The organism is Aeromonas simiae (genome assembly GCF_014892695.1).
Lineage (GTDB): Bacteria > Pseudomonadota > Gammaproteobacteria > Enterobacterales > Aeromonadaceae > Aeromonas > Aeromonas simiae.
In genome coordinates, this window is the sequence record NZ_CP040449.1 from 2161575 (window position 1) to 2180952 (window position 19378).

Sequence of the window (19378 nt, forward strand, 5' to 3'; positions counted from 1 at the left end):
TATGTACTCAGTACTGACCATCCCGGCCTTTCAAGACAACTATATCTGGTTGATTCGGCAAGAAAAACACTGCCTTGTGGTCGACCCTGGCAGTGCCGGCCCGGTGCTGGAGCGCCTCGATTCACTGGGGTTGACGCTCGATGCCATTTTGCTGACTCACCACCATCAGGATCATACTGGCGGGGTCACCGAACTCCTGACCGCCTACCCCAACGCCCGCCTCTATCAGCCACGCCACGAGACACAACTGCACTTTGATGGCACCCGTGTCGAAGAGGGGGATCAGATCCGCTGGCATGACCTGACCCTGTCGGTGCTGCATGTGCCGGGACACACCCGGGGCCATGTGGCCTATCATGGGGGCGGCATGTTGTTCTGCGGCGACACGCTTTTTTCAGCAGGATGTGGCCGCCTGTTCGAAGGCAGCGCAGAGGAGATGTATGGCTCCCTGCAACGCCTGCTGGCATTGCCAGACGAGACTCGCGTCTACCCGGCTCACGAATACACCCTCTCCAACCTGAGGTTTGCCCATGCGGTCGAACCACAGAACCGGAAGATTGCCGAGATCATCAAAGAGATCAGCAAGTTGCGCCAGCAAGGCCTGCCCAGCCTGCCCACCACGCTGGGGCGGGAGCGGGACGTGAACGTGTTCCTGCGGTGCCACCTCGACTCAGTGCGATTTTCTGCTGAAAAACACGCGTTATCTCAACTAGATACTCCGCAAAAAGTGTTCCATACACTACGCCTTTGGAAGGATGTTTTTTGAACAAACCTTGATCACGAGGCGATAGCCGCTTACTATTGCGGCTGTTTTTCCATTGGATGACCTGTGAGTGATGAAGGTTCGAACGGCCTTATTGGCGGCGCTGTTTCTCAGTGGCTGCCAAAACCTGAGCCATCAGGATGACCGGGCGCTAGCGGCAATCGAGCCGAGTAAGTCCCCCCAAGTCAATAAAAAAGCGCACAAACGTCACCCTGCTCCCTCCCTGTTCGGCGACGATCAGCTGGATGCGGCAGAGGAGAGCGACGATCTGTGGGTGCGTATCAGCAACGATATGCAGCTGGATGTGCCCGACAACGATCGCGTGCGACGACAACGCGCCGCCATTCTGCGCAGTGATAGCCATATGGCGACCATTGCCAGCCGTGCTGAACCCTACCTCTACCTGATGGTCGAGGAGATTGAACGGCGCGGGCTGCCAATGGAGCTGGTGACCATCCCCATGATCGAGAGCATGTTCGATCCGACCGCCCGCTCACGCAGCAATGCCGTCGGCTTGTGGCAGTTTGTGCCACAGACGGGCCGCAACTTCGGCCTGCGTCACGATCGCTGGTATGACGGACGCAAAGACGTGCTGGCCTCCACCCGCGCCGCTCTCGATTACCTTGAGTACCTCAACCGCTTCTTCGATGGCGACTGGCTCAATACCATGGCTGCCTATAACGCAGGCGAAGGTCGGGTACGCAATGCCATCGTCCGCAACCAAAAGCGGGGGCGCCCCACCGACTACTGGTCGCTGGATTTACCGCGCGAAACCCTGCAATACGTGCCCAAGATCCTGGCCATGGCCGATGTGATCAGTAACATGGATCAGTACGGCGTCAGCATGCCTGCGCTCGCCAACGAGCCCAAGCTCAGGGCCGTTGAGATCGAGGGGCAACTCGATATCGCCACGGCCGCCAACCTGGCCGGGGTGCGAGCCAGCCAGCTCAAGGAGCTCAATCCAGCGCTGGTTCGCGGCGTCACCTCCCCAAGCGGCCCCCATCGCCTCCTGGTGCCGGTGGAGTATGCCGATGCGCTGGAGCTGGCCCTGGCTGACCTGCCCCGCAATAACCGGGTGACCGGACGCGACTACCGGGTGAACCGCGGTGATACCCTCTCTCTCATTGCCAGCCGCCACGGCGTCAGCGTGAATGAGCTGAAGATGGCCAACAACCTCAGTGGTCATGCCCTGCGTACCGGTCAGTCACTGCGTATTCCCGGTAGCGGCGTGAGTAGCGGCCAGGCCTTTACCGATGCCGAGCCGGCCGTAGCCAAACGTAGCCGCCCCGCCACCAATGTGGCTCAATACACAGTCAAGAGTGGTGACACCCTCTGGAGCATCAGCCGCAAGCACGGCATCAGCCAGCAGAGCCTGCTCAAGTGGAACGGCCTTTCGGCCAAGGCCACGATTAAACCGGGCTCTCGTCTGATCGTCTCAGGCAAGAGCGCAACGGCCTCCTCGAGCTCGGTCAGCTATCAGGTGCGGCGTGGAGACTCTCTCTCCTCCATTGCAGCCAAGTTCCAGGTCGCCGTGGTGGACGTGGTGCGCTGGAATCAACTTGATCGTCGTAACCATCTGCAACCCGGGCAAACTCTCACCCTGTTTGTCGGCGATCCAGGCTGATCTTCTCCTGCCAAGGGCAAGGCATCCGCCTTGCCCTTTTTGTTTCTCACCGCGACCAAGCATTGTTGCTAGACCCCGACTGCCCTGTGGTGGCATCATCCCCGCGCTGCGCCGTACCTGGCTGCCCCCATCACCCAAGATCACACTTGCAGCACAATCACAAGCAAGTACCATTGTGATACGACAGTAATCGACTTATAACTAAACCAGCTCTCTTGGCCATTCGTGTAACTGACATCATGAAGCGAACTCTTCTTTCCTGGTTGTTAGGAGCAGCACTGCTCCCTATCGGCGCCCTGCCCGTCACCGCCAACGCAGCAGGGGGACAGTGGCTGCAACATCGCGACCAGCAGCCGGCCCTTAATTCGGCCTCGTTTGTGGTCGCCAATCACCGCACCGGCGAGGTGCTCTCCGAACGCAATGCGGATCGGGTGATGCCGATCGCCTCCATCACCAAGCTGATGACGGCCATGGTGGTGCTGGATGCGGGCCTGCGATTGAACGAGACCCTCACCATTGGCGATGCCGATGTGGATCGACTCAAGGGCACCGGCTCCCGGCTGGCGCTCGGCACCCGGTTGAGCCGTGCCCAGATGCTGCACCTGGCCTTGATGTCTTCGGAAAACCGAGCCGCCTCGGCCCTGGCCCGCCACTACCCGGGGGGAAGACGCGCCTTCATCGAGGCGATGAACGCCAAGGCGAGAATGCTCGGCATGTGGAACACTCGCTTCCACGACAGCACGGGGCTCACCCCGCGCAATGTCTCCACGGCCCACGATCTGGCCAAGATGGTGGCCGCCGCCTCCAGCTATCCGCTGATCCGCCAATATTCGACCGACGAGCAGAGCCTGGTCAACGCCGGCAAGCGCCAGCTCCACTATCGCAACTCCAACCGTCTGGTACGCGAGGGGCTGTGGGATCTCAACGTCTCCAAGACAGGTTACATTCGCGAGGCGGGACGCTGTCTGGTGATGGAGACCAAGGTGCGCCATGAGCCGGTGATCATGGTGCTGCTCAATGCCGATACCACAGATGCTCGGATCGCCGATGCCAAGCGGGTCAAGAGCTGGCTCGAGAGCTCGGGGCGGGTCAGTCTGGCGGCAACGCAAGGGGTCTTCTCCGGTCAATGATGGTCACAACGCCGGCTCCAGCCGGCGTTTCTCACCCCGATTGGACGTGAAACCCTGTTCTCCCCTCGCCCAGCGCGTTATTCTTAACACTTTGTGCAAACAAGGTTTTCCCGTGTCCTCCCTGTTGCTTCCTCTCCTCTCATGGACTCTGATGCTGGCCGGCCCCCTGCTGACCCGTTTTGCCATCTGGCCTTGGTGGATGGGTTTTCTAAGTTGTGCCGCAGGTAGCTTGTGCGGCCTGTTTCTGCTACTGCGCCTGCCCTGGCGCCGCCACAAAAAGAGCGCCCTGTTCGGAGCGCTGCCGCTACTCCCCCTGCTCTGGTTTCTCACCAAAGCCATCAGTGCGCCGCCCCACAACGACATCAGCACCGATCCGCAAGATCCCCCCGCCCTCATCTGGGCCAAGCAGCTGCGCTCAAGCCAAGATTTGCCGGTCAGCGAGGGGCCGCTCAAAGGATTGGCCGACAACCCCGGCCCCCTCTACACCAGCGCCTTACCCGAAGAGGTGATCGGCAGTGCCGAACGCCTGATGCAGGCTAAGGGCTGGCGCACCATTCGCACCCCAGACGGCCTACAGGCCGTGGCCACCAGCCCCTGGTTTGGCTTTGAAGATGACATTGCCCTGCGCCTGCGTATCGGCCGTGAGGTGCGGGTCGACCTGCGCTCGGCCTCCCGGGTCGGGCGCTCGGATCTCGGTGTTAACCGGGAGCGAGTCGTGGATTTCATGCAGGAGCTGGCCCGCGAGCTGGCCAAAGAGGCCCCAGCGGCCGCCACCACACGCCATTAGGAGCGACCATGCGCATCGAACTCAAACCGGATCGGGAGTACGCCTGGTTCATCCGCCCCTTCTTCTGGCTGCAAAAACGCAACTACGGCCAGGTGTTGATCCCAGGCAAGTGCTGGGGGCGCTCACCGCGCCTGTTCGCCGCCGTCGCCACCCTCTACGGCGTCATCAACCGGCGCCGCTCCCCCATCGATCCGGTGTTGCGCTCCTTGGTGACGGTGCGGGTCTCCCAGCTCAACTGGTGCCGCTTTTGCGTCGACATCAACGCCATGACCCTGACTCAGCGGGCCGGCTCGAGTGCCAAGGTCGAGGCGCTGGCCCAGTGGCGCGACTCCCCCCTGTTCGATGAGCGCGAGCGAGCCGTGCTCGACTACACCGAGGCGATGACTGGTCTCGACGGGGTGAGCGATGAGCAGGCGGCACGCCTGCGCCAGTGGTTTGATGACGATGGCATCGTCGAGCTGACCGGGCTGATCGCCTTTCAAAACCTGTCGGCCAAGTTCAATGCGGCGCTGGATGTGCCGCCCCAGGGCTTTTGTCAGCTACCGGTACAGCCAGAGCGCCAGGAGCCGCCGCGGTGAAGCGCCTGCTGCTATTGGCCCTGCTGCTGGTCATGGTGGGTGGCTATCTCGCCTTCGATCTGGGCCAGTGGCTCCATCTCGCCACCTTGCAGCACCATCAAAAAGAGCTGCAAGGCTGGGTCGATGCCCACTTCATTCAGGCAGCGCTGGCCTATTTCCTGCTCTATGTAGCCAGTACCGCCCTCTCGCTGCCCGGCGCCACCCTGCTCACCCTGGCGGGCAGCGCCCTGTTCGGGGTGGCGTGGGGGCTGTTGCTGGTCTCGTTTGCCAGCACACTCGGCGCCTGTCTTGCCTTCCTGTGCGCCCGCTTCTTGCTGCGCGGCTGGGTAGCCCGGCGCTTTGCCAAGCCTCTGGCCGCCATCGACAAAGGGCTCGACGCCCAGGGCGTACACTACCTGCTGACCCTGCGCCTAGTGCCGCTCTTTCCCTTCTTTCTGGTGAACCTATTGATGGGGCTGACCCGCATGCCCCTGCGCACCTATGCCTGGGTGAGCCAGCTTGGCATGCTGCCGGCCACCTTGGTCTATGTGCTGGCGGGGCGCGAGCTGGCGGCCTTGGCGAGCACAGGCCAGGTGCTCACGCCCGGGCTAATTGGAGCGCTCTGCTTGCTCGGTGCCCTGCCCTGGCTGGGACGAGCCCTGGCGCGCCGTCTGACGGCCCTGCGTCTTGCTAGGCGCTGGGGCAAGCCGCGCCGCTTTGACTACAACCTGTTGGTGATCGGCGCCGGCGCAGGGGGGCTAGTCACCAGCTATATCGGGGCGCAGGCCAAGGCCCGCGTCGCGCTCATCGAGGCCGCACAGATGGGGGGGGATTGCCTCCACCACGGCTGCGTTCCTTCCAAGGCGCTGCTTCGCTCGGCCCGCGTTGGCCTTGAGCTGCGCCGCGTCGCCGAGCTGGGCTTTCGCGCCGATGCCCAGTGCAACTTTGCCGCCGTGATGGAGCGAGTGCAGCAGGTGATAAGCCAAGTGGCGCCTCACGATTCACTCGAGCGCTACCGCGCCCTCGGCGTGGAGTGCATCCAAGGGCGTGCCCGCCTCACCTCCCCCTGGCAGGTGGAGGTCGGCACCCAGCGCTTGAGCGCCCGGCGCATCGTCATCGCCACCGGCGCCCGGCCCCGGGTGCCGGCGATAGCGGGGCTCGATAAGGTTGACTATCTGACTTCAGACACCCTCTGGTCACTGCGCCAGCCTCCGGCACACCTGCTGATCCTCGGCGGTGGCGCCGCCGGCTGCGAGCTGGCCCAAGCCTTCGCCCTGCTCGGGGTACCGGTCACGCTCATTGAACAGGCCGAGCGGCTGCTGCCGTGCGAAGAGCCCGATGCCAGCACCTTGCTGGCAGAGCAGCTAGGCCACTGCGGCGTCACCCTGATGCTCGGCGCCGAATGTCTGGCGGCCACGCAGGAGGAAACCGGCATCACCCTCACCCTGCGGCAAGGGGAGCGGCGCCACACCATTACCGGGGATCGGCTGCTGCTGACGCTGGGGCGCCAACCCAACGTGGAGGGGCTGGGGCTTGAGGCACTGGGCGTGGCCCTGACCGAGCAAGGGTTCATCCAAGTCGATGAGACGCTCACCACTTCGCTCCCCTCTGTGCTGGCCGTTGGCGATGTGGCCGGCCCCTATCAACTGACCCACGCGGCGGCTCATCAAGGGAGCTATGCCGCCCTCAACGCCCTGTTTGGCGATCTCTATCCCCTGCGCATCGATTATCGCGCCATCCCCCATGCCATCTACACCGAGCCGCAGCTGGCGCGGGTCGGGCTCACCACCATGGAGGCTGCCGCCCGAGGCGTCCCGTTCGAGCGCACCCGCTTTGCCTTCGCCGAGCTCGATCGGGCGCTGTGCGATGGCGAGCCACACGGCTTTGTCGAGGTGCTCACCGTCCCCGGCAGCGATCGGCTGCTCGGCGCCACCCTGATAGGGGCCGAGGCCGCCGAGCGCATCGTCCCCTTCACCCTGGCCCTGCAACACGGGCTCGGGCTTAACCAGATCCTCGCCACTGTCCACCCCTACCCAACGCGGATGGAGGGCAACCGGCAGGTGGCGGGCCTGTGGCGCCGCACCCACACATCGGCCCGCCTGCTGACGCTGGCCGGCCGTTTTCACCGTTGGCGCCGCGGCGCGCCGTCCCACCCGGAGGCATGACCATGCACAGACGGCTCAGCGCCCTGCTGCTCACCCTGCTCACCCTGCCTGCCCTGGCCGTGACCGAGGCCGATCCGTCCTGGCAGCAGACCCTGCGCGCGGCGCGCGGCCAGCAGGTCTACCTGCATGCCTGGGGCGGCAGCCAGGAGGTCAACCGCTACCTCGGCTGGGCGGCCACCGAGCTCAAACGCCGCTTCGAGGTCACCCTGGTACCGGTCAAGGTGGCCGACATCGCCCCCAGCATTGCGGCTCTGCAAACCCAGCGCCGCGCCGGCAAGGAGCAAGGGGGCAGCATCGACCTGCTCTGGGTCAACGGCGAGAACTTCAAGTCGATGAAGGCGCAGCACTTGCTGGGGGCGCCGTTTAGTGCCGAACTGCCCAACATGGCGCTGGTCGATACGGCCTTGCCGGTGCACGAGGATTTTACCGTGCCGGTGGAGGGGCTCGAGGCCCCCTGGGGCATAGGCCAGCTCAACCTGATGGTTGACCGCGACCGGGTACCTCATCCCCCCCGTGATGCGGCGGCGCTGCTTGAGTGGGCCAAGGCCCATCCCGGCCGCTTTACCTATCCCAAACCGCCCCAGTTTCACGGCTCGAGCTTTCTCAAGCAGATCCTGCTCGAGCTCACGCCCACCTCAGCCCCCCTCTACCAGCCGGCCGATGCGGCCACCTTTGCCCGCCTGAGCGCGCCGCTATGGGCATGGCTCGATGCCCTGCACCCGGCCCTGTGGCGCGCCGGCAAGCTCTTTCCCACCGGCGCCGCCGAGACCCGGCAACTGCTCGATGACGGCGAGCTCGACATGGCCATCAGCTTCAACCCGCAGGAGGCTGCCTTTGCGGTGCACAGCGGTGCCCTGCCCCCCTCGGTGCAGGCCGTGGCGATGGAAAAAGGAGCCCTCACCAACGCCCACTTTCTGGCCATTCCCTTCAACGCCCGCGCCCGCGAGGGGGCCATGGTGGTGGTGAACTTCCTGCTAAGCCCCGAGGCCCAGGCGCGTAAGGCAGATCCCGAGATCTGGGGCGATCCCAGCGTCTTGCGCCAAAACGCCCTGCCGGCCGGGACTCCCCCCTCACTGCGCTTCCCGGCCCAATCCGAGCCACACCCTAGCTGGCAGACCCGCCTTGAGGCCGAATGGCTGCGTCGCTACGGCCCCTGACCATGTTGCGCGCCACCGCCCATGCCGTGACCCTACTCTTGCTCGGCCTGCCCCTGCTGGCCGGCCTCGGTGCCCTGCTGCCGCTGGCCCTGGATAAGGGGCTCTGGCAGCAATTGCTGGCGGTGCCAAGCCTGTGGCACTCGCTCTGGCTCAGCGCCGCGCTGGCGCTGCTCTCCACCCTGCTGGTGCTGCTGCTCACCTTCGCCCTGCTGGCCCACGGCTGGCAGCAGCCGGCATTGCGCCGCCTCGAGCGGGCCCTCTCCCCCCTGCTGGCCCTGCCCCATGTGGCCTTTGCCGTGGGGCTGGCGTTTCTGCTCACCCCCTCCGGCTGGCTATTGCGCCTGCCGGCGGCCCTGCTCGGCTGGTCTTTGCCGCCGGACTGGCAGACCCTGCGCGATCCCCTCGGCATGGGGCTGCTGCTGGCGCTGCTGGCCAAGGAGCTCCCCTTCCTGCTACTGATGGCGCTGGCCGCCCTGCGCCGCCATGAGGTGATGGCCCAACTGACCCTGGGCCAGAGCCTGGGTTACGCCCCGGCCCAACTGTGGTGGCGCCTGCTGCTGCCGGCCCTGTGGCCGCGCCTCCGGCTGCCCCTGCTTGCCATCGCCGCCTATGGCTGCGGGGTGGTCGATCTGCCGCTGCTGCTCGGCCCCGATGCACCGCCCGTGCTGGCCCAGCGCATCTGGCTGTGGAGCCAGGATGCCGATCTCGCCCTGCACCCGCTGGCTCACCTAGGAGCCCTGCTGCTGCTCGCCCTCAGCCTGCTCGTGCTGGCGCTGCTGCGCGCCATCGAGTGGCTCTGCTGCCGGGGGCTGCGCGCCCGCCAGCTCGATGGCCGGCGCCGCCCTGCCCGTCATCGCGGCTGGCCCGGCGCCTTGGTCAACCTCCTGATCGCCCTCAACGCCTTGGTACTGCTGGCCCTGCTGCTCTGGTCACTGACCCGGCGCTGGCGCTTTCCCGCTCTGTGGCCCACCGAGTTCACCCTGAGCCAATGGCACGAGGCGCTGCCCAGCGCCCTGCCCCTGCTCGGCGTCACCGCTACCATCGCCCTGCTGGTAACCCTGCTTGGTGCCCTCTGGGCCTTGCTGCTGCTGGAAACAGGGCGCGCCTCGCCTATCTGGCCTCTGTGGCTGCTCTGCCTGCCGCTGCTGCTGCCCCAGGCCAGCCTACTGCTCGGATTGGAGCGTGCCCTGGCGCAGTTTGGCGCCGAGCCGAGCCTGCTGTGGGTGGTGTGGGGGCAACTGCTGTATGTCTTTCCCTATCTCTACCTCACGTTGCGCGGCCCCTGGCGGGCCTTCGATGAGCGGCTGCTGATCGCCGCCCGCAGCCTCGGCGCCTCGCCCATTCGGGCCTGGTGGCGCATCAAGCTGCCCCTGCTGGCACGCCCCCTGCTGGCGGCGCTGGCGGTCGGGGTGGCGGTGAGCCTGGCCCAATACCTGCCCACCCTATTGTTGGGTGGCGGTCGGGTGGTGACCCTCACCACCGAGGCGGTCACCATCGGGAGCGGCCTCGACCGCCGTCTGGCCGGTCTCTACGGCCTGTTGCAACTGGCGATACCGCTGGCCGCCTTCGCCGTGGCCATCTGGCTGCCACGGCGCCTCAACCCCCTGGAGCGATCCTCATGCTGACTCTCCACGCTGTCACCCTCTATCAGGGGGCCCACCCTCTGCTACGGGTGCCCGACCTTGATGTTCTCCCTGGGGCGCCGCTGACCCTGATGGGGCCCAGCGGCTGCGGCAAGAGCAGCCTGCTCGGCGCCATCATGGGGGCGCTGCCGCACCGGGAACAGGCACCGCGCCATGCCCCCCTCACCTGGGAGGGCAGTCTGAGCCTTGCGGGGCAGCCACTGCGCCACCAGCCTATCGAGGCGCGCGGGATCGGCATCTTGTTTCAAGATGATCTGCTGTTTGGTCACCTGAATGTGGCCGAGAACCTACTGTTCGCCGTGCCGGCCGGCCCGCAGGCCGAGCGCCGCGCCGCGGTCGCCCATGCCCTGGCCAGCGCCCAGCTCGGAGAGCTGGGGGCCCGCCTGCCCCATCAGCTCTCCGGCGGCCAGCGCGCCCGGGTAAGCCTGCTGCGCACCCTGCTGGCCCGCCCGCGCGCCCTGCTGCTCGACGAGCCCTTCTCCCGCCTCGATCACCCCCTGCGCGCCGTGTTTCGCGACTGGGTATTTACCCAGACCCGCACCATCCCAGTGCTGCTGGTGACCCATGATCCAGCCGATGCACCGGGCGAGATAGTGAACCTCACCCCCGAGAGCCCCCATGTTTGATCGCCACCTCATCCCTCTGGTACGCCGCCCGCTGGCGGCCCTGGCCGCGCCACTGGCCCGGTGCCACCTCTCGCCCAACCAGCTCACCCTGGCCGGTTTTGCCATCGGCCTGCTGGCCGTGCCCCTGCTGGCCTTCGGCTGTTATGGGGCGGCGCTGCTGCTGATCGCCCTCAACCGCCTGTGTGACGGGCTCGATGGCGCCCTGGCGCGACTTAGTGGCGGCAGCGACAGCGGTGGCTTTCTCGACATCGTCTGCGACTTTATCTTCTACGCCGCCGTGGTACTGGGGTTTGCCCTCGCCGATCCGGTCAACAACGCCCTGCCAGCGGCCTTCCTGCTGTTTTGCTTCATGGGCACGGGGGCCAGTTTTCTCGCCTTCGCCGTCATGGCGGCCAGATATGGGCTACAGAGCCCGGTCTATCGCAACAAGTCGCTCTACTACCTGGGGGGGCTGACGGAGGGGAGCGAGACCATGGCCCTGTTCGCCGCCATGTGCCTGTGGCCGGCTGGTTTTGCCCCGCTCGCCTGGGGCTTTGGCGCCCTGTGTTTGCTCACCACGGCGGGGCGAGTCTACTACGGCTTTCACACCATTCGCCGGGCTGAGGAGGCTCGCTAGCCGACTGACTCACGGAAAACGAGCGCTCCCCTCTCATCCGGTTGAGTCTCTGGCTGGACAGGGGTATAAGAGGCCTTGATTCATTCATACTGCATACACGCATGATGGGTTAATCTAAAAAACTGATTTAATCGATAGAGTTTTAGCGCTTTAATCGATTATCTGAAGTCGCTATAGTGACAACCAGTTAGGCAGCAATGCCAACCAAGAGCAGAAATCACCGAGAGACATTGACCAAGGAGCATCGCGAATGTCCACCTACATCAACACCGAAATCAAGCCGTTCAACGCCACCGCCTACCACAATGGCAAGTTCATCGACGTCTCTGATGCCGACCTGAAGGGCAAGTGGTCCGTCGTCTTCTTCTACCCGGCTGACTTCACCTTCGTCTGCCCGACCGAGCTGGGCGATCTCGCCGACAACTACGCTGAATTCCAGAAGCTGGGCGTCGAGATCTACTCCGTCTCTACCGACACTCACTTCACCCACAAGGCCTGGCACGACACTTCTGACACCATCCAGAAGATCCAGTATCCGATGATCGGTGACCCGACCGGCGCCATCACCCGCAACTTCGGCGTGATGATCGAAGAGGCCGGCCTGGCTGACCGTGGTACCTTCGTCATCGACCCGCAAGGTGTCATCCAGATCGTTGAAATCAACGCCGGCGGTATCGGCCGTGACGCTCTGGAGCTGCTGCGCAAGGTCAAGGCTGCCCAGTACGTTGCCTCCCACCCGGGTGAAGTTTGCCCGGCCAAGTGGAAGGAAGGCGAAGCCACTCTGGCCCCGTCCCTGGATCTGGTAGGCAAGATTTAAGTCTCCCTGCATCCCATGTGACCGGCCCGAATATGGGCCGGTTCCATTTCCGGCTCACTGAATCTTGATATAAGGAACTTTGAAGATGTTGGATACCAACCTCAAGCAACAGCTGAACACCTATCTGCAGTACATAGTCCATCCGATTGAGATCAGCGTGTCCGGCAACGACAGCGACAAGTCCGCCGAACTGCAGGCCCTGGCCCGCGAGATCAGCGAGATGTCGCCCAAAATTTCCCTGACCCAGGGTAATGCCGATCGCAAGCCTTCCATGAGCATCGCCCCCCAAGGGCAGGCGCCGCGCGTTCACTTTGCCGGCATTCCCATGGGTCATGAGTTCACCTCACTGGTGCTGGCCCTGCTGCAAAACGGCGGTCACCCCTCCAAGACCGATCCGGCCGTGCTGGAGCAGATCAAGAACCTCAAGGGTGAGTTCCACTTCGAGACCTATATCTCGCTCTCCTGCCACAACTGCCCGGACGTGGTGCAGGCCCTGAACCTGATGGCGACCCTCAACCCGAACATCAGCCACGTGATGATCGACGGCGCCCTGTTCCAAGATGAGGTTAACGAGCGCCAGATCATGGCCGTGCCGAACGTCTACCTGAACGGTCAGCCGTTCAGCCAAGGGCGCATCACGTTGGAAGAGATCCTCGCCAAGGTCGACAGCGGCGCCGCCGAGCGTAAAGCAGCCGAGCTGAGCGAGCGCGAGCCCTATGACGTGCTGGTAGTGGGCGGTGGCCCGGCCGGTGCTGCTGCGGCCGTCTACGCCGCCCGCAAGGGGATCCGTACCGCCATTCTGGCCGAACGTTTCGGGGGCCAAGTGATGGATACCATGGGCATTGAGAACTTCATCTCCGTACCCTATACCGAGGGCCCCAAGCTGGCTGCCAGCCTCGAGCAGCACGTCAAGCAGTATGGCGTTGATATCATCACCGAGCAGCGTGCCGCTACCGTGAAGAAGGGCGACTACGTCGAGGTGGATCTGGCCTCCGGTGCCACCCTCAAGAGCCGTTCGGTGATCCTGGCCACCGGTGCCCGCTGGCGCGATCTGAACGTGCCGGGCGAAGTGGAGTACCGCACCAAGGGCGTGGCGTATTGCCCCCATTGCGACGGTCCCTTCTTCAAGGGCAAGCGAGTGGCCGTGGTGGGTGGCGGTAACTCCGGTATCGAGGCGGCCATCGACTTGGCCGGTATCGTCGAGCACGTCACCGTGCTGGAGTTCGCCGATACCCTGCGCGCCGACGAGGTGTTGCAACAGAAGGCCCGCTCCCTGCCCAACGTCGACATCATCATGAGCGCCCGTACCACCGAGGTACTGGGGGATGGCAACAAGGTGACCGGACTGACTTACGAAGATCGCACCACGGGCGACATCAAGCAGGTCGAACTGGCCGGTATCTTCGTCCAGATTGGCTTGGTGCCCAACACCGAGTTCCTCAAGGGCACCGACGTCACCCTGACCCGCTTCGGTGAGATTGAGATCGATGCCAAGGGCACCACCTCTATGCCGGGCGTGTTTGCCGCAGGGGACGCCACCACGGCCCCCTACAAGCAGATCATCATCTCCATGGGCTCCGGCGCCACCGCCGCCCTGAGCGCCTTTGACTACCTGATCCGCACCCCGGCACCGGTGAGCGAGCAGGCCGAGGCCGTGACCGCCTAAGGTCATCTGATGCAAAAAGCCGACGCAATGCGTCGGCTTTTTTTATGTGCGAATGGATGATGCCCCTCAGGGGGTCAGCTTCTGCGCCCGAAAGCGCGCCAGGATCGGGTTGTGATCCGACGCCGTGGTCTGCGGGGCGCTCACCTCGACCAGATCGAGGTTGCGGTAATAGAGGTGATCGAGCGGGCGGCCAAAGGCGGTACGGCGCAGATCCGGCACAGGAATGGCCTCGCTAAGGGAGAGATCGCTCACCAGATCATCTACCCAGCGCTGACGCTTGTCACTCCAGGTATTGAAGTCACCGGCCAGGATCACCGGCCCCTGATGCTGGTGCACCAGCGCGGTCAGCTCGCGCAGTTGCTCGCGAAAACCGGCCATGCCGAGCTCGAAGTTCACCGCGTGCAGGTTGATCACCATGACTCCGTCAGGGTCTCCCTGTAGCGGATAGAGGCTGACCAGCCCCGACTTGGGGATACGGATGAAGGGCTCGGGTGAGCGCACGCCACAGACGAACGCTTGGGGCGTCTTGGAGGCCGTCATCACCCCGAACGAACTGCTGCCCTGGGTGAAGGCCTGCAACTGCTGCCACTCGTAGTTATCCTGGCGCAGCCACTGCAACAGCTCAGGGCTGGTGCGCGTCTCTTGCAGCAGCACCAGATCCCGCTCCTTGACGAAGCGATCCATCCCCTCCAGCCAATCCTTGCGCTGCCCCTTGAACAGGTTCCACACCGTGAGGCTGAACTCTTGCGGCAGCGCCCGGTTCGCCAACGCCACCAAGGGAGGACGGGCGCACTCAACGCCATCCACGACCCCGGTTGCAGTCACGAAGTAGCCCTGCTCGGGCACCTCAAAACACCCCACCAGCCCCAGAGCGAGCAGGGACGTTCCTACGATGCGATAGCTTTTTTTCATTAGCGGACAACCATCTCTGTTCTTTCTGCCCGCCATGGGCAGGAAGAGGGCAAAAAAACGGCTAGGCTCATAGCTTTGTGACAGCACAGGGAGATGCCCCATGGCCTACCACTACCGGATTCACTATCTCAACCGATATGGCATCAACCAGCATATCGAGCTGACTCTGCCCTATCTCATCATGCGTGACGTTCAGGGCGATCTCTGTCTGTTTGATCAGCAGCGCTGCATCGGCTCAGAGCAGATGCTGGAGCTCATGATACGGCAAAAGGGCGGGTTCGATGAAGCGATCTCCATCATCAGCGCCCATCCCCTCTAGGCGACGGCCTGCGGCACAGCCCGCGGGCGCCCCAGCTCGTCGATGGCCACATAGTTGAAGACCCCTTCGGTGACGCAGTAGCGCTGCGCCTCGTTCTCGCGCAGCACCGGCTTGACCCACACCTCCAGCTTGATCTGCATCGAGCTGCGACCAATACGCTGGCAGCGCCCATAACAGCAGACCACGTCGCCGACCTTGATGGGGTGGTGGAAGGTCATCCCTTCTATCGAGACGGTGCAGATCCGCCCCCGCGCCAGCTCCTTGGCCAAAATACCGCCCCCTATATCCATCTGGGACATGATCCAACCGCCGAAGATATCGCCGTTGGCATTGGTGTCGGCCGGCATGGCCAGGGTCCGCAACAGCAGATCGCCGTCCGGGTATCGTACTGCATCAACCATTCTTACTGCTCCGCTAGGATGGATGGGCGGCATGATAGAGGCCGCTAGCCCCCTTGGCAAACCGCATCGTACCCAAGCCAAGCCTGCGGATCCGGCCAGCGATACACAAAACCGAGCTCATCGCACAGTGCCTTTCCGCTCAACGGCAGGTACTCCCCCTGTGGCGCAACGAAACGTGGCGGCGCAAGGCCCAGCACCCGGGCCGCCTGCTCATAGAAGTCCGCGCGGCAAGGATGGACCGGGGCGCTCACTACATAGGCAAATCGGCGCGCCGTGGACTCAAGCAGCAGTATGCAGGCCGCCACCACATCATCGAGGTGCACCAGATTCACGGCCTGGGCGCCGCCATGACATTCGCGCCCGGCGAGGAAACGGCCGGGATGGCGTCCTGGCCCATAGAGCCCAGCCGCGCGCAGCACCACCACCTGCGCTATGCCACTCCCCCGCGCCGCCTGTTCGGCACGCAGCAGACGCAAAGCCCGCTCCCCCTCGCCGGCAGGCGCGTCCTCCTCGCTCTGCCCAGGGCGATAGACCGAGGTGGCCCCGATGAGCAGTAGCCGCGTCACCCCATGCTGGCGCGCCTGCGCGCACAGGCGGGCGATCGCCTGCGGGTAATCGGCCACCCGGCTCGGAGGCAGGGTAATAACCAGGGAATCGCACTGGCCGAGCGGCCATGCGCCCGCCTCATCGGCGTGCAGCAGGTGGGTCTCTATCCCCTCCCCGGCCAGCCTGGCCTGTTTGCTGGGGTCGGTCGTGGTTGCCACCACCGTCTCTCCCCGCGCCAGCAAGGTGTGCGCCAGGGGCTCCCCCAGCCAGCCGGCCCCCACGATGCCAATACGTCCCATCTCTGACTCCAGGCAAAAAAAAACGGTCATCCATGATGACCGTCGAAAGTAACGAAGGAAATAGCTGGACATCCAGATACTTCCCACAGCGGGAAAATCGGGAGCACAAGCTCCTAATTCGTGGAGCCTATCCTAGAGCCCCTGCCTATAAAAAGCTTTGAAGCCGATCACGTTTGAAAATGATTTCTGAAATCGCTTTCAAATTTAAGCGCAGAAATAAGGCGCCCGAAAGCGCCTTCGGATCAGGCGACCGATTCGCGCACGATGAGTTCTGGCTCAAACTTGCGCTCAAGCCGCTCCTCACCACGCCCATCAAGCAATGCCATGGCCAAATCGGCGGCGCGCTCGCCCATCTCTTCGATGGGATACCTGACGGTGGTCAGCTTGGGGTAGGTGTAGCGGGCATAGGGAATATCATCGAACCCGACCACCGATACCTGGCTCGGGATCTGGTAGCCATGCTCCAGCAGGCAGGAGATGGCGCCGGCCACCATACCATCGTTGAACCCCAGCACGGCGGTGAAGTCGACTCCCCGCTCCAGCAGCGAGGCCATGGCGACATAGCCCCCTTGCTCGTCGGCATACCCCTTGCCCACCAGCGCCTCGTCATAGTCGATGCCCGCGTTGGCCAGGGTCTCGCGATAGCCGCGCATCCGCTGCTGACCATCGACGAAGATCTCGTCATCCGAGGTGATGAAGGCGATACGGCGATGCCCCTTGTCGATCAGATGCTGGCAGGCGGTCATGATGCCGGCCCGGTTATCGAACCAGACGCAGCGATCCTCAACGCCAGGGATCAGGCGGTTGATGAACACCACCGGGGTGTCGCCGGCGGCCAACTCGGCCAACTCTTCATCCGGCAACGCCTTGCTGTGCAGGATCAGCGCATCACACTGCCGCTGTTGCAGCGCCTGAATGGCATGGCGCTCACGATCCTCTTCATGGTTGCCGGACATGACGATGGTGAACTTGTTGCTGGCATCCACCACCCGCTCCACACCGCGCATCATCTGGGCGAAGAAGGGGCCACCACAGAGATCGCCCACCAGCACGCCGACGCAATTGGAACGTTTGCTCACCAGCGCCTGGGCAAAGCTGTTGGGACGGAAATTCAGCTCCTTCATGGCGGCCAGCACAGCTTCTCGCTTCTCTGGCGCCACCTGAGCCGTGTTGTTGATAACCCGGGATACGGTCGAGATCGACACATTGGCCAATCGGGAAACATCTTTGATCGTTGCCACACTCAAATCCTTATCTGGGATCCGTCATGGGGGCCAGTATACCTGAACCGGCAGCGACAAGTCTGGTCAAGATCATCTCAACGCCATGAATGCACTGAAAAAATGATTATCAGAACATGCTCGCGGCTTGATCCGTCGCTTCTTACTGCCCCCAGAGCGTCTCTTGCTCAATATCGTCCTTGCAATTCCTGCTGGCTAAACAGCTGGGGTGCCCGGTTGCTCTTGTGTTGATAGATCAGATTGAACGAGAGCACATTCTGCACATAGTTGCGGGTCTCCCGAAACGGGATCCCCTCCACCCACACATCGATAGGCTTGCCCGAACTCTGGGCCCGCCAGCGGGCGACCCGTCCCGGCCCCGCATTGTAGGCGGCGGCGGCAAAGACCCGGTTGCCGTTGTAGTTGTCGAGCAGCCCCCTCAAGTAGGCGCTGCCGAGCTGAATGTTCACCTCGGGATCAAACAGCTGCTGCTCATTGCGATAGGGGTAACCCACCTTGCCAGCGGTGTGGCGGGCGGTAGCCGGCATCAGTTGCATCAGACCGCGTGCGCCGACCGGCGACTGGGCCAGCGGATACATGGCGCTCTCCTGACGCGAGATGGCGTAGAGCAGGGTCGACTCCATGCCGTGTTCGCGCGCCACCCGGTCAAAGGTGGGCCGCAGCGGCATGGGGAAGCGCAGATCGAGCGCGTCCCACGCCTCGGCGCGGATGGTGGCCAGAATGCCAAGGTCATGCCACCCCTGCTGTTCGGCCAGGGCGGCGAAGGTGAGTTTCTGTTGATAGCTGCTGCGATCGAGGTTGTGCACCCACTCGGCGCGCGCCCCGGTGAGATCCTGCATCGCCTTGAGTTCGCGCACCCGGGCCAGGAAAGGCCACTGCTTCACCGCCGATGGCCAAGCCGGCACGGCCCCCACCTGCTCATTTTTGAGCCGGTAGGGCACCCCGATGCGCTGCGCCGCCATGAAGCCATAAAAGCCGCGCAGGTTGGCGGTCTCCTGGAACAGAGCATGGGCCGGCTGCTGCTGGCCCCGCTCGGCCAATGCGCGCGCCTGCCAATAACGCCAGCGGTCGCTCTTTTGCAGCTCCATCGGCATCAACTTGACCCACTCACCGAGCTGGGCCCAGTTGAGCTCCCACAGCGCCAAGCGGGCGCGCAGCTCGAGCAGCTCAGGCTCTTTGAGCCGGCGCACCGTCGCATCGACCCAATCGCGTTGGAACAGGGCGCGATCGAGCAGCAATCGGCGGGCGGCAGCCCGCTCAACCGGCGCCGTCTCGGCCGCGCTCAAGTGATAACGGCTGCGATAATCGGTCAGCAGCGAGATAGCCCGCTCCGCATCCTCATTGGCATAGCGGGTCAGGCCGAGCAGCAGTGCCTGGCGCCCCTTGCCAGCGCTGCCATAGCTGGCCGGATTGCTGACCTTGGCGGGGCGCTCGAAGGTGTCGAGCAGCAACTGTCCATCCCCCTGGCTGCTGCCCAGCGCCGGCATCAGATGGCGGATCAGGTTGCCGTTCCCCTCGGCAAAGGCCAGGGTCATGCGCTGCCACACCTTGTCGGTACTGCGCAGCCCCGCCTGTTGCCAGAGCTTGAACAGGCTGTCACAGGCATCGGGACGTGACTCACCGCTCATCCAGATCTGGCCTGCGGCGCGCAGCGCCTCATTGCGCTGCCCGGTGTGATACTTGGCCTCGTAATGCAGGCAGCGCAGCCCAGTCGAGCTCGGCTCCTTGGGATAGAAATGCAGGAAGGTGCTCCACTGGCCGCTATCGGCCAGATATTGCAGGTAGCTGCGCTCGAGCCGATTGGATTGGGGAGTATCCCCGTGCTGGCGGATAAAACCGGTCACTTCGCCGTAATCGGCCTGACCGGGACGAAACGCCAAGCGGTAGTAGTCGAGATAGGGCAGCAGCGGGTAGTGAGTCAGACGGGAGCGCAATTGGTAGAAGCGATCCATGTCATTGGCACGCACCGCATCGTGCGCTTGACGATACAGCGACTGCTCCAGAGTTTGACCCAGGGCCGGCAAGGCCAGGACACAGAGCGTAAAGGCGACCACAGCTTTCAACGAGAGCACTCCGGCAGGGGCGACAGCATCCTGCTGCCACCAACAA

The 19378-nt window shown here is 63.9% G+C and carries 18 protein-coding genes; 13 read left to right on the forward strand and 5 right to left on the reverse strand.

Features of this window, described 5'->3' with window-relative positions:
• Position 1: 1 nt before the first annotated feature.
• The 12 genes from gloB to ahpF all read left to right on the forward strand — a co-directional run bounded on the left by gloB (position 2) and on the right by ahpF (position 13551).
• Entirely contained in the window at positions 2-766 is a 765-nt protein-coding gene (gene gloB / locus FE240_RS10235; RefSeq protein WP_042044733.1) for a hydroxyacylglutathione hydrolase, read from the forward strand.
• Between the two features lie 70 nt (positions 767-836).
• Positions 837-2387 (forward strand): lytic transglycosylase, encoded by a 1551-nt coding sequence (locus FE240_RS10240; RefSeq protein ID WP_193004522.1) that lies wholly within the window; start codon positions 837-839, stop codon positions 2385-2387.
• A 236-nt stretch (positions 2388-2623) separates the two neighbouring features.
• Positions 2624-3517, forward strand: coding sequence for a D-alanyl-D-alanine endopeptidase (gene pbpG, locus FE240_RS10245; RefSeq protein WP_193004523.1), 894 nt, complete (start codon positions 2624-2626; stop codon positions 3515-3517).
• A 151-nt stretch (positions 3518-3668) separates the two neighbouring features.
• Positions 3669-4304 carry a DUF1499 domain-containing protein gene (locus FE240_RS10250; protein WP_042044731.1) on the forward strand — a complete coding sequence of 212 codons (636 nt, stop codon included), beginning with the start codon at positions 3669-3671 and terminating at the stop codon, positions 4302-4304.
• An 8-nt stretch (positions 4305-4312) separates the two neighbouring features.
• Positions 4313-4882, forward strand: coding sequence for a carboxymuconolactone decarboxylase family protein (locus FE240_RS10255; RefSeq protein WP_193000702.1), 570 nt, complete (start codon positions 4313-4315; stop codon positions 4880-4882).
• A 32-nt stretch (positions 4883-4914) separates the two neighbouring features.
• Positions 4915-7026, forward strand: a complete 2112-nt coding sequence (locus FE240_RS10260) for an FAD-dependent oxidoreductase (protein ID WP_193004524.1) — start codon at positions 4915-4917, stop codon at positions 7024-7026.
• Between the two features lie 2 nt (positions 7027-7028).
• Positions 7029-8183 carry an ABC transporter substrate-binding protein gene (locus tag FE240_RS10265; protein WP_193000704.1) on the forward strand — a complete coding sequence of 385 codons (1155 nt, stop codon included), beginning with the start codon at positions 7029-7031 and terminating at the stop codon, positions 8181-8183.
• Entirely contained in the window at positions 8159-9808 is a 1650-nt protein-coding gene (locus FE240_RS10270; protein ID WP_193000706.1) for an ABC transporter permease subunit, read from the forward strand. The genes FE240_RS10265 and FE240_RS10270 overlap by 25 nt, the downstream gene beginning before the upstream one ends.
• On the forward strand, positions 9802-10452 hold the full coding sequence (locus FE240_RS10275; protein WP_193000708.1) for an ATP-binding cassette domain-containing protein: 651 nt from the start codon (positions 9802-9804) through the stop codon (positions 10450-10452). Before FE240_RS10270 ends, FE240_RS10275 begins: the two co-directional genes overlap by 7 nt.
• A complete protein-coding gene (locus FE240_RS10280; protein ID WP_193000710.1) occupies positions 10445-11068 on the forward strand; it encodes a CDP-alcohol phosphatidyltransferase family protein in 624 nt (207 codons plus the stop codon). The genes FE240_RS10275 and FE240_RS10280 overlap by 8 nt, the downstream gene beginning before the upstream one ends.
• 250 nt (positions 11069-11318) lie before the next feature.
• Positions 11319-11885, forward strand: a complete 567-nt coding sequence (gene ahpC / locus FE240_RS10285; RefSeq protein WP_193000712.1) for an alkyl hydroperoxide reductase subunit C — start codon at positions 11319-11321, stop codon at positions 11883-11885.
• 85 nt (positions 11886-11970) lie between these two features.
• The gene (ahpF, locus tag FE240_RS10290) at positions 11971-13551 is read left to right on the forward strand and encodes an alkyl hydroperoxide reductase subunit F (protein ID WP_193000714.1); all 1581 of its coding nucleotides are present in this window, start codon (positions 11971-11973) and stop codon (positions 13549-13551) included.
• 66 nt (positions 13552-13617) lie between these two features.
• Here the strand turns inward: ahpF and FE240_RS10295 are convergent, their stop codons facing one another.
• Positions 13618-14463, reverse strand: coding sequence for an endonuclease/exonuclease/phosphatase family protein (locus tag FE240_RS10295; RefSeq protein ID WP_193000716.1), 846 nt, complete (start codon positions 14461-14463; stop codon positions 13618-13620).
• A gap of 100 nt (positions 14464-14563) precedes the next feature.
• Between FE240_RS10295 and FE240_RS10300 the strand changes: the two genes are divergently transcribed.
• The gene (locus FE240_RS10300; RefSeq protein WP_042044719.1) at positions 14564-14782 is read left to right on the forward strand and encodes a hypothetical protein; all 219 of its coding nucleotides are present in this window, start codon (positions 14564-14566) and stop codon (positions 14780-14782) included.
• On the opposite strand, the gene yciA is transcribed toward FE240_RS10300, so the two are convergent.
• The 4 genes from yciA to FE240_RS10320 all read right to left on the reverse strand — a co-directional run bounded on the left by yciA (position 14779) and on the right by FE240_RS10320 (position 19332).
• Positions 14779-15183 (reverse strand): acyl-CoA thioester hydrolase YciA, encoded by a 405-nt coding sequence (yciA, locus tag FE240_RS10305; RefSeq protein WP_042044718.1) that lies wholly within the window; start codon positions 15181-15183, stop codon positions 14779-14781. The two genes, FE240_RS10300 and yciA, sit on opposite strands and share 4 nt — an antisense overlap.
• A 44-nt stretch (positions 15184-15227) precedes the next feature.
• On the reverse strand, positions 15228-16028 hold the full coding sequence (locus FE240_RS10310; RefSeq protein WP_193000718.1) for an NAD(P)H-binding protein: 801 nt from the start codon (positions 16026-16028) through the stop codon (positions 15228-15230).
• 242 nt (positions 16029-16270) lie between these two features.
• Positions 16271-17269 (reverse strand): LacI family DNA-binding transcriptional regulator, encoded by a 999-nt coding sequence (locus FE240_RS10315; RefSeq protein ID WP_193000720.1) that lies wholly within the window; start codon positions 17267-17269, stop codon positions 16271-16273.
• A gap of 167 nt (positions 17270-17436) precedes the next feature.
• Positions 17437-19332: a transglycosylase SLT domain-containing protein gene (locus tag FE240_RS10320; RefSeq protein WP_404800020.1), complete on the reverse strand. Its 1896-nt coding sequence runs from the start codon at positions 19330-19332 to the stop codon at positions 17437-17439.
• Positions 19333-19378 lie beyond the last annotated feature (46 nt).